This window comes from Phyllobacterium sp. GQ127, assembly GCF_059758635.1.
Genome location: NZ_JCAXDZ010000001.1, coordinates 1367850 through 1382947 on the forward strand (window position 1 = coordinate 1367850; position 15098 = coordinate 1382947).

At 52.1% G+C, this 15098-nt stretch carries 14 protein-coding genes; 10 read left to right on the top strand and 4 right to left on the bottom strand.

Features of this window, described 5'->3' with window-relative positions; all coding sequences use genetic code 11:
- Positions 1–16: 16 nt before the first annotated feature.
- Positions 17–439, top strand: coding sequence for a VOC family protein (locus tag AC6CHM_RS06965; RefSeq protein ID WP_498172480.1), 423 nt, complete (start codon positions 17–19; stop codon positions 437–439).
- Between the two features lie 60 nt (positions 440–499).
- On the opposite strand, the gene AC6CHM_RS06970 is transcribed toward AC6CHM_RS06965, so the two are convergent.
- Positions 500–889, bottom strand: coding sequence for an acyl-CoA thioesterase (locus AC6CHM_RS06970; RefSeq protein WP_115052435.1), 390 nt, complete (start codon positions 887–889; stop codon positions 500–502).
- 161 nt (positions 890–1050) lie between these two features.
- On the opposite strand from AC6CHM_RS06970, the gene AC6CHM_RS06975 reads away from it, so the two are divergent.
- From AC6CHM_RS06975 to uvrB, 5 genes are all read left to right on the top strand, one after another.
- Positions 1051–2247 (top strand): mandelate racemase/muconate lactonizing enzyme family protein, encoded by a 1197-nt coding sequence (locus AC6CHM_RS06975; RefSeq protein WP_498172481.1) that lies wholly within the window; start codon positions 1051–1053, stop codon positions 2245–2247.
- Between the two features lie 140 nt (positions 2248–2387).
- Positions 2388–3557, top strand: coding sequence for an alpha/beta hydrolase (locus tag AC6CHM_RS06980; RefSeq protein ID WP_498172483.1), 1170 nt, complete (start codon positions 2388–2390; stop codon positions 3555–3557).
- 80 nt (positions 3558–3637) lie between these two features.
- The gene (locus AC6CHM_RS06985; protein WP_498172484.1) at positions 3638–3925 is read left to right on the top strand and encodes a SemiSWEET family sugar transporter; all 288 of its coding nucleotides are present in this window, start codon (positions 3638–3640) and stop codon (positions 3923–3925) included.
- Between the two features lie 122 nt (positions 3926–4047).
- Positions 4048–4953: an HNH endonuclease gene (locus AC6CHM_RS06990; RefSeq protein ID WP_498172486.1), complete on the top strand. Its 906-nt coding sequence runs from the start codon at positions 4048–4050 to the stop codon at positions 4951–4953.
- A gap of 116 nt (positions 4954–5069) precedes the next feature.
- On the top strand, positions 5070–7886 hold the full coding sequence (uvrB, locus tag AC6CHM_RS06995; RefSeq protein WP_498172488.1) for an excinuclease ABC subunit UvrB: 2817 nt from the start codon (positions 5070–5072) through the stop codon (positions 7884–7886).
- A gap of 7 nt (positions 7887–7893) precedes the next feature.
- Here the strand turns inward: uvrB and AC6CHM_RS07000 are convergent, their stop codons facing one another.
- The gene (locus AC6CHM_RS07000; protein ID WP_115053227.1) at positions 7894–8478 is read right to left on the bottom strand and encodes a TetR family transcriptional regulator; all 585 of its coding nucleotides are present in this window, start codon (positions 8476–8478) and stop codon (positions 7894–7896) included.
- A 119-nt stretch (positions 8479–8597) separates the two neighbouring features.
- Here AC6CHM_RS07000 and AC6CHM_RS07005 point away from each other — a divergent pair, with 119 nt between their 5' ends.
- A complete protein-coding gene (locus tag AC6CHM_RS07005) occupies positions 8598–9902 on the top strand; it encodes an MFS transporter (protein WP_498172490.1) in 1305 nt (434 codons plus the stop codon).
- Between the two features lie 9 nt (positions 9903–9911).
- Here the strand turns inward: AC6CHM_RS07005 and AC6CHM_RS07010 are convergent, their stop codons facing one another.
- A complete protein-coding gene (locus tag AC6CHM_RS07010; RefSeq protein WP_498172492.1) occupies positions 9912–10667 on the bottom strand; it encodes a TetR/AcrR family transcriptional regulator in 756 nt (251 codons plus the stop codon).
- Between AC6CHM_RS07010 and AC6CHM_RS07015 the strand changes: the two genes are divergently transcribed.
- On the top strand, positions 10654–11682 hold the full coding sequence (locus tag AC6CHM_RS07015) for a Rossmann-fold NAD(P)-binding domain-containing protein (protein ID WP_498172494.1): 1029 nt from the start codon (positions 10654–10656) through the stop codon (positions 11680–11682). The two genes, AC6CHM_RS07010 and AC6CHM_RS07015, sit on opposite strands and share 14 nt — an antisense overlap.
- Before the next feature lie 102 nt (positions 11683–11784).
- Entirely contained in the window at positions 11785–13302 is a 1518-nt protein-coding gene (locus AC6CHM_RS07020) for a helicase HerA domain-containing protein (RefSeq protein ID WP_498172495.1), read from the top strand.
- Here the strand turns inward: AC6CHM_RS07020 and AC6CHM_RS07025 are convergent, their stop codons facing one another.
- Entirely contained in the window at positions 13303–14004 is a 702-nt protein-coding gene (locus AC6CHM_RS07025) for an HAD family hydrolase (protein ID WP_115052427.1), read from the bottom strand.
- A 128-nt stretch (positions 14005–14132) separates the two neighbouring features.
- Between AC6CHM_RS07025 and AC6CHM_RS07030 the strand changes: the two genes are divergently transcribed.
- Complete coding sequence (locus AC6CHM_RS07030; protein WP_336439712.1) at positions 14133–15002, top strand: transglycosylase SLT domain-containing protein; 870 nt, start codon at positions 14133–14135, stop codon at positions 15000–15002.
- The last annotated feature ends 96 nt before the right edge of the window (positions 15003–15098 follow it).

The window sequence follows — 15098 nt, forward strand, 5'->3', positions numbered from 1 at the left end:
CGTCGCGGAGAATGCAATGAATTTTACCGACCGCTATCCCATTATTATCACTTCTCAAAAAGAAGCGTGCCGGGATTTCTGGATTAAACATCTGGGCTTCGTCAGCGGTTTTGACAGCACATGGTTTTCATGGCTCTCAACAGAGGAAGGCTCAGCGTCCATTGCCTTCATGACCCCTGATCATCCATCATCGCCTCCGGGTTCGGAGAGTTTTAGCGGGACCGGAATATGCTTTGAACTGCAGGTTGACGATGCCCAAGCGGCCTTTGAAAAAATTAGCGCTACCGGCCTGAAAATCGAATATCCAATTACCGACGAACCATTCGGCCAACGGCGTTTCGGTTTCCACGATCCATCAGGTCTGTGGATTGACGTGGTTGAACAGATCGAAGCCCAGTCCGGTTTCTGGGATAAATATATGATCGGCAGTCAAGGCTAGCAAATTTGACATTTGCATGCCATCCGATCGCAAATTACGCGGTCAGAACCCACGCAGCCATCAGATTTCTGCTGGCACGGGCGTGGGGTGACCCTCTTTGTCGAGCGCAACCATCACAAAGTCGGCATAAGTAACCCGTTCCATTAAATCGGAAAGATAGCGCTGTGCCCAAGCCTCGACCTTAAGAGTGATTGACGTCCGCCCGACATGAGAAATATGGGTATAAACGCAAAGCGTATCCCCGATCTTGACCGGCTTGGCGAAAGCCATTTCCTTAACAGCAGCGGTTACGACGCGGCCCCTCGCCCGTTCCGCAGCCCGGATACCGCAGGATAAATCCATCTGCGCCATAACCCAACCGCCAAAAATATCGCCTGCTGCATTGGCGTCTGCGGGCATAGCCAGTGTACGAAGCGTCAACTCGCCGATAGGCTGGGTCTGTTCGGTCATTTACAGTCTCCAAGGCAATTTTAATTATGTATCTTCTCTGTTCTGGTTGCCGCCATCTTGTCCGGAAACTGTCGGAAACCTGATATCCCGGGTCGTTACGCGGTTTCCGCAATAGGTCAAGCCTCGCATAGTCTCTTGTAAGGCAAATGTCTGGAGAAGCCATGAAAATTACCGATGTCAAAACTTTCGTTGTCGGCAATCCACCGCCTTTATTTGGAGGCACATGGTTTCTTTTCGTCAAATTAGTCACAGATTCCGGTGTTATAGGCTATGGCGAGGCATATAACTCCACGATCAGCCCGCAAATTATGCGGAAAGTGGTGGAGGATATAGCCGAACGCTGGCTTATTGGCGAAGACCCGCATCACATTGAGAAATTCTTCAGACGTGCCTATTCCGGCGGATTTACACAGCGCCCGGACGTTACTGTCATGGGGGCCGTGTCAGCACTTGAGATGGCCTGTTGGGATATCATTGGCAAAGAAGCCGATAAACCTGTTTACGAACTGCTCGGCGGCCGAGTCCACGATAAATTGCGCAGCTATACCTATATCTATCCAAAGCCGGAGCTTGGCGAAACTGCCGATATATACTGGAACGCCGAGGCTTCCGCAGAGCGGGCAGCGGAGTATGTCGCGCAAGGCTATACGGCAGTGAAATTTGACCCCGTTGCCCCCTATACATCGTTCGACCCACGCCAGCTGTCTCTGGAACATCTCGAACTAGGTGAAAAATTTGTGCGGCTTGTGCGTGATGCAGTCGGTGCAAAGGCCGATCTCCTGTTCGGGACCCATGGACAGATGACCCCCACCAGCGCTGTGCGGCTTGCCAAGCGGCTTGAGCCCTATGATCCATTGTGGCTGGAAGAGCCCGTGCCGCCCGATATGCCGGAAAATATGGGATATGTTCAGCAACACACCTCTATCCCGATCGCCGCCGGTGAACGTCTGACCACCAAATATGAGTTCCAACGCTTGCTGGTGAACCGCGCGGCTAATATCCTCCAGATGAATCTCGGGCGTGTTGGTGGTCTACTCGAAGCGAAAAAGATCGCCGGTATGGCCGAGACCTTTCATGCGCAAATTGCCCCGCATCTTTATTGCGGGCCAATTGTGGGCGCAGCAAATATTCAGCTAGCAACCTGCAGCCCCAACTTCTTGATCCTGGAGTGCATCCAGGCCTTTGGCGGATTTCATGCAAAAATCTTGAAAAAACCTATTCTGTGGGAAAACGGCTACGTCATTCCCTCGTCCGAGCCCGGGCTTGGTGTGGAATTGGACGAAGCGGTCGCGGAAGAGTATGCCTATCATGGGCATGAACTCCATTTAAATATGGGACGCAATCCATTGATAGTCTGAGTTTTCGCAATTTTAAATGTTGGAAATTTGTCACGCTGGTGAGCAATTACGGGTTTAATTTATAAGATAATATGGGATTTCAGTTGCAGTAATCGGCGATTGCTGTTTCAAGCTCGGTGATGGTAGTCCGGAGTTCAGCCATGACACTTTCGCGCTTGTCGGCATTACTGCTTCTCATGTTTGTTTTGTCTGGTTGCGGCGGACGCGCGGTGCTTGGGCTGGATGCAAGTGGCGTGGTCAAAGCCAATGCTACCATTCCTGCCCCGGTTCTCAACGACAAGACTGGTCCAAAAGCCGTTATACCGGTGTTTGTTGCGACGAGTCGCGAGCGCTCAGACAATCTTTCTTTGCCTTATTCGGCCAAACGCTCGCCGAAATTGAATTTCTCCCGGATTGATATTGGTATTCCTCCTACCCACAAGAACGGGCAGGTAGAAAAATCGAGCACCAAGCCTAATCCGGCACGCAACTTTGCCGCCACGACATTCCAGCCTTACGATACAGGCGCGGTCTTCGTTGACAGGATCAATGCTGAACTTGCAAAACGTCCAGCAAACCAGCGCGAACTTTTTATCTTTGTGCACGGCTACAACAACAACTTTGCGGACAGCGTCTTTCGCGCAGCTCAAATGAGCTATGATTTTGGCATTCCAGCCGTCACAGTTCACTATTCATGGCCCTCCGCTGGCTCGCTTGGCCTTTACGTCTATGATCGCGATAGCGCGACTTTTGGACGGGACGGATTGGCTGAAACCTTGCGACTTGCCGCCAAAACCAAAGCCAGCAAGATTCTGCTTGTCGGACATTCCATGGGTACATTTGTCGTTATGGAAGCTCTGCGCGAGTTGGCAGAGAATGGTCAAACAGATGTTTTCCGTCGGATGTCAGGTGTAATGCTCGCGGCACCTGATATAGATATCGACGTTTTCCAGGCTCAAGTTGCCGACATAGGCCAGTTGCCAAAGCCTTTCACTGTATTGGTGTCACGCGCTGATCGGGCACTGAACGTATCAGGACGAATTGTTGGCGGGCACCCGCGCGTTGGTGATGGCTCAAGTATTCCCATGCTGCAAAAACTAGGTATCGTTGTACTTGATGCTTCTGATCTTGATGGGGGCGCGCACGGTGTTTTTGCAAGCTCTCCTACGCTCATGAATATGGCTCGAAGCGGTCAGCTTTCCGAACGTGTTCTTGATGGCGATGAACGCTCGGCAGGACAGGCTGTGTTGGCCGACGGCACATCGGTAATCACGGGTGCAGCGTCACTGGTGATCTACTTGCCGGGACGACTTTTAGGTGTTGTACGATAACAGAAGAAATTGTTATGCACGGGCAACTCTAACGTCACGATTCCGCTATATTTCGCAGTGAATCCTCGCATATATATTCTTTGCAAAAAACTCTTTTGAAAGTACGCGCCGTGCCGCTTCATATTGAACTCATTGGCAGCCTTGCTGCTGTCATAACCACCATGGGTTGGATTCCACAGATCATAAAAATCGTGAAACACAGGGATGCGGCGAGTATTTCCCTCGTGACAAATATCACCTTGGCCTTGGGTGTTTTTCTCTGGCTTTGCTATGGCATCATGATCATGTCATGGCCCGTTATGGCAGCGAACGGAATGACGCTGCTGCTGATTCTCGCGATTCTTGGCCTCAAGCTGCGGTATGGCTGAGCGCTCAACCGATGTATGGATTGCATGCCTATATAAAATACAATTGCAGGTAAGTTTCGCTTGTCGCGTGACACCATAAGTTTGGAACGTATCAATGTTTCAACAGGTTATTTTCAAATCGCATGCCTGCAGTATTCCAGATCAGATCAAACCAAGAGTCCACAACTTCAATTCACGAATTTTTTTACTTTGAGAAGAAGTACTTACCTATAGTAGAGCTAGTTCTGAATGACTGGATAATTTACTATTCGCCAGCCAAGCGAGCTGGTGAATTTGGCAATAGAACGACAGGATATTTCGCAACTGCCCGCATCGTCTCCGTGGAATTCTCCGTCGGTAAGGATGGGTATTGTGCTGCCAAATTGGTTGATTTTTGTGAATTCCCAACCGTTCCCTTTAGCGTCACATCGCCAGACGCCCTCACCAAGTTTTACTTTGAGCAAAATATGCAGCAATCAGATGGCAGTTTGAACAAACATGCCAGTCAACAGCGCGTACGTCTTCTGTCCGTTGAAGAGTACAACAGAATTATGGAATCGGCTTTCAATGAGCCCATGAACCAAAAGAAGGCAGAAGTCCCCACCGCCCCCCACTCTGGCTTTGCAGAAGATCCGTCTGAACCTTTGTTGCGAAGCCGTTTCATAACCTCACGTGCGTTGCGTGACCGCACATTCAGCAAAGCTGTGGGGGAAGCTTACGGATGGAGATGCGCAATGACGGGAATTCATCTGCGTGCAGCGGATGGCGGTCACGAAGTCGAATGCGCCCATATCAAGCCAGTTAAAGATTCGGGGCCTGACGCGGTTAGCAATGGAATACCATTACTACGGACCATTCACTGGCTTTTCGACAAAGGCTTTATCTCGGTTGAATCCGACTACCGAATTGTGAAGTCATCGCGGTATTATCACCCGAAGATAGACAATTTGATCAATGAATCCGGCAGAATCATGCTGCCGAAAGACGTGCTCGTACGTCCGCATCCCGATTTTCTTCGCTACCATCGCGAGCATGTATTCAAACCGTAAAGTAGCGCTCTATCCTGACATGCTACTGACAGCCTTATGTCAGTAGCATGTTCCAATATATCGCTTTTGAGGGCGTGCCTCTTTCCATTTGTATAGACTCTCACCATATTAAGCCTATGGCAAAATCACCTGACAAATATAAGCTCTACGGTTTCGGCGAAGCGCCCCAACCTGAACTGGAAGGCACCCCGCTGACTGGCTCAATTGGTGACTGGGCTGCCCAAATCACCGAGGAAACCAAAAAATCACAACCTAAATCTGCCAAGGTCAAAAAGACGTCAGGCGACAAATCAAACGCGAGCAGGACGTCTCGCGGAACCTCCATTGGCGGATCATCCGATCCTAAAATCCGCGCAGCAGCAGGTCTTAATCCGGTTGCCGGGCTTGATATTAATCTGGAGGACGCATCCAGCATTGCACCGGGCGGTGCCACCGCGACTGTCGCCGCGCTTTCTGCTCTGATCGAAAGCGGTAATCCGCTGTTTAAGAACGGCACGGCATGGCAGCCGCATCGACCGGCTAGACCAGACAAATCTGAAGGTGGCATATCCATTCAGATGGAAACTGAATTCGTGCCGTCTGGTGATCAGCCAACGGCGATACGCGACCTGGTGGCTGGCATTAGCGATAATGATAAAACCCAGGTTCTTCTCGGTGTTACTGGCTCGGGTAAAACTTTCACCATGGCGAAGGTGATTGAAGAAACCCAACGCCCTGCCCTTATTTTAGCGCCGAATAAAACCTTGGCAGCTCAACTTTACGGTGAGTTCAAGTCCTTCTTTCCCAACAATGCGGTCGAGTATTTCGTTTCATACTACGACTACTATCAGCCGGAAGCCTATGTGCCGCGTTCCGACACCTATATTGAGAAAGAATCGTCGATCAACGAACAGATTGATCGTATGCGCCATTCGGCAACCCGGTCGCTTCTCGAGCGCGATGATGTGATTATCGTCGCCTCGGTCTCGTGCATCTATGGTATCGGTTCAGTTGAAACCTATACCGCAATGACCTTCGAAATGAAGATCGGTGACCGATTGGATCAGCGTGCGTTGCTCGCTGATCTGGTTGCACAGCAATATAAGCGGCGCGACATGGATTTCACCCGCGGTTCGTTCCGCGTACGCGGCGACACGATTGAGCTTTTTCCGGCCCACTTGGAAGACCGTGCTTGGCGTATTTCGATGTTCGGCGATGAAATTGAAACGATAACAGAGTTCGATCCACTCACCGGCCAGAAAACCGGCGATCTGCGTTCCGTTAAGATTTACGCCAATTCGCATTATGTTACACCGCGTCCAACGCTCAATCAGGCGATAAAATCGATCAAGGAAGAACTAAAACACCGCCTGGTGGAATTGAATGCTGCCGGACGGCTGCTTGAAGCCCAACGTCTGGAGCAACGTTGTACCTTCGACATCGAGATGCTTGAGGCAACAGGATCCTGTGCGGGCATTGAAAACTATTCCCGTTACCTGACCGGCCGCCAGCCGGGCGAACCACCGCCCACGCTTTTCGAGTATATTCCTGACAATGCCTTGGTTTTCATAGACGAAAGCCATGTCACGGTTCCGCAGATTGGCGCGATGTATAAGGGCGACTTCCGCCGTAAAGCGACCTTGGCCGAGTATGGTTTCCGCTTGCCCTCCTGCATGGACAATCGTCCATTGCGGTTTGAGGAGTGGGATGCGATGCGTCCGCAAACCGTTGCTGTTTCGGCGACGCCGAGCAAATGGGAAATGGAAGAATCTGGCGGTGTGTTTGCCGAACAGGTTATCCGCCCGACCGGCCTTATTGACCCTCCGGTGGAAGTACGTCCAGCCAAATCACAGGTGGATGATGTACTGGGAGAAATCCGCGAAACCTCTGCCAAAGGCTATCGTACCCTCGTAACGGTTCTCACCAAGCGCATGGCAGAGGACCTGACGGAATATTTGCATGAACAGGGGATACGCGTCCGCTACATGCACTCTGATATTGATACGTTGGAGCGTATTGAGATTTTGCGCGATTTGCGCCTTGGTGCGTTTGACGTATTAGTTGGCATCAACCTGCTTCGCGAAGGTCTCGATATTCCGGAATGCGGGTTCGTTGCTATTCTTGATGCGGACAAGGAAGGGTTTCTGCGTTCAGAGACTTCATTGATTCAGACGATCGGTCGCGCTGCACGTAATGTCGACGGCAAAGTTGTGCTTTATGCCGATAATATCACCGGCTCCATGGAGCGGGCGATGGCGGAAACCAATCGTCGCCGCGAAAAGCAGGAAGCATATAATACGAAACACGGCATAACGCCTGCCAGTATCAAGAAGAATATCGGCGATATTCTCAATAGCGTCTATGAACGCGATCACGTCCGCGCTGACATCTCCGGTTTTGCCGAAGAGGGTGCAATGATGGGCAATAATCTCAAGACCCATCTTGAACATCTCATGAAACAAATGCGGGATGCGGCGGACGATCTGGACTTTGAAGTGGCTGCCCGACTGCGCGACGAAATTAAGCGCTTGCGGGAAATGGAGCTTGCCATTTCGGACGATCCAATGGCTCGAGAAGTGGAGATGGAAAGTCCCGTCACTGGCCGCACCAAGGGCAGACACAATGCCGGTCGCTCGGTGCATCGCGTGGTCACCGATGAAAGCGAGGCGAACACTGCGCTCTTTCGCAAACCGCACCTCGACGAAATGGGTGGTGATACAACTCGCCCTCTTGGACCTGGAGTTTTCCGTAAAAATTCGCTGGATGAAATGACCGTCGGGCGCACCGAAAAGCCTGTCATCGGTAATGTTCCTGAGAAACCCGCTTTCACGGGCACGAACCGGAATGACCAGACGATCATTCGCCGCGAACGTACCGGAGCGGGTTCATATGAGGACTCTAGCGATGCGCGTAAAAAGCGTCGCCCCGGAAAAACAGGTCGGCCAGGTCGATAAGGACGACCTATCGGTCGTCGCTTTCCGGTCCAAAAATCACACTGCCTGCGCTTAATATTTCATCGGCAAAAGCCGGATCATTAACGGCGCGGGCCAAGACGACGGCACCAACCAAACCGGCCATGGTGGCAATAGCCTTTTCCCGCTTGTCCTTGTCAGTCTTACCCGCAGTTACGCTTGCAAGGATTTCGAGCAATTTCTTGGTGCCATCAGTGAAATTCGTCTGAACATCCCCACCGTGCCGCGCAATATCCGGCGCTAACATCGCCATGGTGCAGCTATTGGCAAGTCCACCCGAATGATATTTTGCCAGATATGATGATACAATCGCAGCTAGCGCATCCTCGGGTTCTTGCTGTTCAGTCAAGGCGGACCATTTTTCCGCAGATCGCTTCATCGCCTCATCGCAGGAAACTGCGATCAGGTCATCCTTTGATGCAAAATGGCCATAGAACCCCCCATGGGTCAGCCCGGCACTTTTCATTAAATCAGCTACCCCAATTCCATCAAAGCCTTTCTGACGGAACTGCTGGCTTGCAACTTCTATGATACGGGCGCGGTTTTCCGCTGCCTGATCTTTACTGACACGCATGCTGCGGTCCCCTTCAAAACAACTATTGACAAAATATATGATGATCGTCATGAATAGTCAAACATGATGCCCATCATTTAAGCGGCAGCAATCAGCAGCCCATTGTTGAAAGACCTGACATGATCTCCAATCCGCTCGCGGCCGCCTTGGCGAAGCGTAACTTCCACTACGGCTGGGTGGTTGTTGCCGTTACTTTTTTGACAATGCTCGTAACGGCGGCCGCTGTCGGCGCTCCCGGCGTACTGATTGTCCCGCTCGAAAAAGAGTTCGGTTGGGAGACAAAGGAAATTGCAACAGCATTTTCAATCCGGCTCCTGCTGTTCGGCCTGATGGGTCCGTTTGCAGCGGCGTTCATGAACTATTTTGGTGTCAGGAAGGTCGTTTGCGTCGCGCTAATCCTTATCACTGGAGGTCTCTTTGCATCGCTTGCAATGACGGAAATCTGGCAACTCATCCTGTTGTGGGGCGTAGTCGTTGGTTTCGGTACAGGTCTTACCGCAATGGTACTGGGCGCAACGGTTGCAGCTCGATGGTTCACTGAGCGCAGAGGACTTGCCCTTGGTATGCTGACGGCGAGCTCCGCTACGGGCCAGCTAGCTTTCATGCCGCTTATGGCTTCTCTTAGCGAAAATTATGGTTGGCGAACTGCCATTATGCTGATCTGTGGCTTGTTGATTGTTGCAGTTCTTGCGGTCTTTTTCCTCATGCGTGATCGACCTGCGGATGTTGGTCTGCCCGCCTATGGCGACAAAGAGGTTGTCCCCACGCCTCCGGTCACGGGAGGGCTTATCACCCTTATCACCATGCCGTTGATCGCCCTGAAGGATGCCTCACGTAGCAGCACCTTTTGGGTTCTATTTGCGACCTTCTTCGTCTGCGGGGCGAGTACCAATGGTCTTGTCGGAACACATTTCGTTGCCATGTGCGGTGATTTCGGCATGGTGCCGATAATGGCAGCCAGCGTTCTGGCAATGATGGGCTTCTTTGATTTTTTCGGTACAATCGGCTCCGGCTGGCTTTCCGATCGCGTAGACAATCGTTGGTTGCTTTTCTGGTATTATGGCCTGCGTGGTCTTTCGCTCCTGTACCTACCTTACTCGAACTTTTCATTCTATGGCCTGTCACTTTTTGCCATGTTCTATGGGCTGGACTGGATTGCGACAGTGCCCCCGACAGTCAAACTGGCAACTGATCGCTTTGGCCGCGAAAGGGCGGGGCTGATCTTTGGCTGGGTTTTTGCGGGCCACCAATTGGGCGCCGCTTCCGCGGCCTATGGTGGCGGGTTCGTTCGCACCGAATACCAGACCTATATGCCCGCATTTTTCGTAGCAGGCATATTGTGTTTGATCGCCGCTCTGTTGGTGTTAACTCTTAGCAAGCACGGCAAGCCAAATCCTGTTCTGGAGACTGTTCCTGTTAATTAACGGGCAAATCTATTTGGATAACCAAGTGACGATGAGCGACTGCAGCACCGCAGCAGCCGCTTTTTCTTCAAGCTTATCGCGGATCATTTCGCGTGAAATTGCTTCTGCCGCGCCAACGATTCCAACACAGCGCAAGCGAAGATCGTCTGCAGTGATTTTTGTATATGGCGCGAGTATGGAACAATAGAGATCGACGTAGCTGTCGATTAGGCCGCATTGGATTTCATCCATAACCTCGTCGCCTCTAAGAGCCGCAGAAATGGATGACCATTCTGCTCCAATGGCCTGATAGCATGCCATATAAGCATCGCTCACGACACGGGCGACATCTTCCAACCGCTTGGGCGCTTCTGCAATCGCAGCGGCAAGCTGGTCGATTTGCTGCTGATCAAGTTGCTCGAACAGAGCAATGAGCAATCCACTACGCGTCCCGAAGTGCTCGTAGGCAATCGGCTTGCTCACACCTGCCTTTTCAGCAACGTAGCCAAGGGTCAAGGCATCAGTACCTTCGTCTCGAACGATATCGAGAGCAATCGATAAAAGCTGATCGCGGCGTTGCGCCTTTGGCATCTTCTTGGCAGCGGCTAGTCCCATTTCACATTCAACCCTGGATTTAACAAACGGCAATATTGGTCCCTCGGCATGTTGCAATATTACTAATAGTAACTTACTAATAGTAACATGCGCTATCGGGAAAGAAAATCCCAGCCAACGTTTAACCATTGTCCAGTTTAAAGCAGGAGTCGAGGCCATGCCGCTATCCATCACCGATCCCGTATTAATCATCGGCGGATCAGGAGTTGTCGGTGCAAAAGCAGCGCAAATACTACGCAAACTATATCCGGATCTGCCCATTGCCATCGGTGGTCGTAACCTGGCCAAAGCGAAACGCGTCGCTGACGGGATCGGTCACGCGCAAGCTGTCAAAATTCACTTGGAACGCGATGATCTGGGCCAGGTCGATGGTGCCAACTACAGCGCAATTGCAGTCTTCGTAAAAGACGCGACGCTCAATAGCATGAAATATGCTCAGGCGCATGGACTACCCTACCTCAGTGTGTCGAGCGGAGTTTTCGAAGTAGGACCAGAAATGGCACTTGCTATCAATAAGCCGAATGCAGCTCCAATATTAATGGCGAGCAATTGGCTTGCGGGTGCTGCAACATTTCCGACTTTGCAGGCCGTACGTAAGTTTAAAACTATTGACAACATCTCAATCACAGTCGTGCTTGACGAAGAAGACATGGGCGGACCAGCCGCTCTTGCGGACTACCAACGGCTTACAGAATCGGCACCCAATCCACTCCTCCTAGTGGATGGACACTGGCAATGGATAAAAGATGACGATGCCAAGCGGCCATTTGTGGATATTGACGGCACAATATTAGAATCCACGGCCTATTCGCCGCTGGATGTCCTCAGCCTATCGGCAGCTACAAACGCCAAATCCATCCGTGTTGGCCTTGTCTATGGCACTTCGGCCAGCCGCAGACGCGGAGAAGCTTTTTCAACTGAGATCGCTATCGAGATCACTGGTGAATTGGTTACCGGCGAGCGTGCTGCGATTCGGCTTGATATTGTGCACCCGGAGGGACAGGCTCCTCTCACTGCGCTGCACGTGGCGCTTAGCGTTGAACGTCTTCTTGGGCTGCATGGCGGCGAACCCGTAAAAGCCGGACTCTATCTGCCGGACTCTCTGATAGATGCTGATTATATCGTTGATCGGATGAAAGAATTCGGCGCAATTTTTCAGGAGAACGTCAAACCAGCTGTGGGTTAAATCTGCAAAATACGAGAACGCTCAAGCATCCGGCGTGAAGGAGTGCTAGACAAGCCGCGCGCGAAATTTCGCGCGCGGAATCATATCAAGACTGGAGAAGCAATGAAGGTCGATATCGACATGGGAGCAGCGCCAGCAGGCGCAAAGGCCATGCTCGACCTTGAAGAGCTTTTGGCAACACGCTTGCTTGTTCAGGGCAATTCGGGTTCTGGAAAGTCTCATCTCCTGCGCCGCCTTCTTGAACAGAGCGCGCAATGGGTTCAGCAATGCGTCATTGACCCAGAAGGCGATTTTGTCACGCTGGCGGACAAATATGGTCATGTCGTTGTTGATGGAGCTCGTACGGAGAACGAGCTGACACGGATTGCCGCCCGCATCCGGCAGCACCGCGTATCGGTGGTTCTGGATCTTGAGGGTCTGGATGTAGAACAGCAAATGAGATGCGCCGCAGCCTTTCTTGGCGGGCTATTCGATGCAGAGCGAGACTATTGGTATCCAATGCTGGTCGTCGTGGACGAGGCCCAGCTATTTGCACCAGCCATAGCTGGTGAAGTTTCGGACGAAGCTCGTAAACTTTCGTTGGGCGCGATGACCAATCTCATGTGCCGTGGACGCAAACGCGGCCTAGCCGGAGTAATCGCAACCCAGCGACTGGCGAAGCTTGCAAAGAACGTAGCTGCAGAAGCATCCAATTTTCTAATGGGGCGCACATTTCTCGATATTGATATGGCGCGGGCAGCAGATTTGTTGGGTATGGAACGTCGCCAGGCAGAGCAGTTTCGTGATCTGGCTCGGGGTCATTTCGTGGCGCTAGGGCCTGCTTTATCACGCCGACCGCTTCCGGTTACCATTGGAGCCGTCGAGACATCAGCGCGCTCTTCCAGCCCCAAGCTTACCCCTCTTCCCCAACCGGGTGACGATGCCCGTGATCTTATATTCATACCAGCTCCGGAGGAGCGTCGCGCTGTGGTGCGCAAGACGCACACGCCGCCTGCCCCCACCCCCACAGCGGATATCCTCAACCAGCTGACCCAGGCCAAGGCTATGGCGCAGGCAGAGTCGCCCACGCCAACCTTGTTTCCTGAAATCGACGAGGCCGAACGCAACAGTCTTATCGAGGCGGTCATGCATGAAATGCTCAATGATCCCGACGCGTCCTTCCGCACCGACGCCGTATTGTACCAAGATTTTCTTGTCCGCTGCCGCATTCGCCGCGTTCCGGGAGATCAGCTCTCACTCCCCGCATTTCGGCGCAAATTGGCTGTCGCACGCGCTGGAATTGATGGAGAGACCGCTCAAAGCGAGCCCTGGCAGCAGGCACTGGAACTTTCAAAGAGCCTGCCAGACGATGTTCAAGGTGTTTTCTTTATTGTGGCTCAAGCGGCCGTTACGACGAGTCCATGCCCTTCTGATGCAACGATAGCGCGAGCCTACGGTACGCACTCGGCCCGCCGTGCGCGACGGCTGCTTACCTATTTTGAGGAACAGGGCTTGGTCGTTGTACGTACTGATTTTACGGGTAACCGCGTGGTGGCGTTCCCGGATTTAGGCTGCGAGACAGCAGCGGGCGATCCCAACGGACCGGACGAACAGACCCAAGAACAATACGCGGCTGAATAATCAGCCTATCTCCTCAAGGAGAGTAGTGAGCTGGCCTAGATGTTCTATCTGGCGAAATCGCGGATTCTCGATCGGGGCTTCAACATGCTCCAGCACCCAAGTAAGTTCGTGGGGCACGAATATGCCCCACGCTCCAGCTTCAATCGCGGGAACGATGTCGGATTTTAGTGAATTGCCGATCATCAAACCCCGCTCGGCACCGTTGCCATGCCGGCTGAACACACGCTCATATGTACCAGTGTCCTTGTTACTGACGATTTCAATTGCATCAAAGAAATCTCCCAGTCCGGATTGAGCCAGCTTGCGCTCCTGATCGAATAGATCCCCTTTCGTGACCAACACCAGCTTGTAGCGCCCAGTCAGTTGCTCAAGTGTTTCCGCCACATGGGGTAAAGTTTGAACCGGATGACGCAGCATTTCACGCCCAGCATCAAGGATTTCGGCGATAATTGTTGCGGGCACCTTTCCCTCAGTTACCTCTACGGCTGTTTCGACCAATGAAAGTGTAAAGCCCTTGATCCCAAATCCATAGGACTCCAGATTGCGTTTCTCGACCTCAAGCAGCCTCTGGGGTAGATCGGCGATATCAGCATAGGGCGCCAAGAGATTTGCAAAATGCTTTTCTGACGAACGAAAAAACTGCTCATTCTCCCAGAGCGTATCGTCTGCATCAAAACCAATCGTTGTAACGGAGAGCGGCATAATATTTCTCTTCAATCTGGATGGCTACACTGGCCATCCGGTAGCAACGGAATCGTAAACCAGTACCTTTTATCAGAAATATAAGCGTGCTTAATGCTCAATATCGTTCTCCAGGTTGAAAGGCCATTGTGACCCGTTACAGATCGATTGCCGTACTTGTGGCAGGCGGTGTTTTAGCCGCCTTTGATGCATTTGCTGCGGACAATCCGTCTGTTTCAATTCCGGCTGCACCGTTACCACCCAGCGTTACCCAGATTTGCGCAGCCATAGCGACGAATGCGGATGGTCATGGTGTTCCTCGGGACTTTTTTGCCAGACTGATCTGGAAAGAGAGCCGGTTTGACGTGTCCGCAACAAGCCCAGTCGGAGCGCAAGGGATCGCACAGTTCATGCCCGGAACCGCAAAAGAGCGCGGCCTCGCCGACCCTTATGATTTTTTGCAGGCGCTTCCTGCTTCAGCTAAACTATTGAAAGATCTCCGAAAAGCATTTGGAAACTGGGGTTTGGCTGCCGCTGCCTATAATGCAGGCCCCACAAGAGTTTCCCGTTGGATATCCAATGGAGGCTTCCTCCCCCTGGAAACCGAAGAATATGTGCTCGATATAACCGGAATTTCAGCCGACGATTTTTCAACCGGTGCCGAAATCAAGCAGCTCCCGCTCAACAGCAAACTCAATTTTGACGCCGCTTGCAGACAGCTGCCAATCGTACGGTTTGCGACAGTCTCGATGGCGCAGATCAAGCCAAAGCCTTGGGGTATCCAGATCGCCGGAAATTTCAGGCAATCTGCGGCCATACGTCAGATGCAGCGATTAAAGCGAAACTTCCCCACCATTCTCGACAAGCATGAACCGATCATCAGCCGGAAACGTTCAGCTATGGGCAGGCGCGGAATTTACGCGGTCCGCATCGGTGCCGATAGCCGCGGGGAAGCCAACCAAATCTGCGCACAACTGCAAAGTGCTGGTGGCGCCTGCATCGTTACGCGTAATCGTTGACGCCGAAGCAATTTTATTGGCTAGCCGTTAGCCGAAAATGCGGAGCACCGCGAGATACTCTCTATAAGCAAAACTTGCTCTAGCTCGCCACGTAAC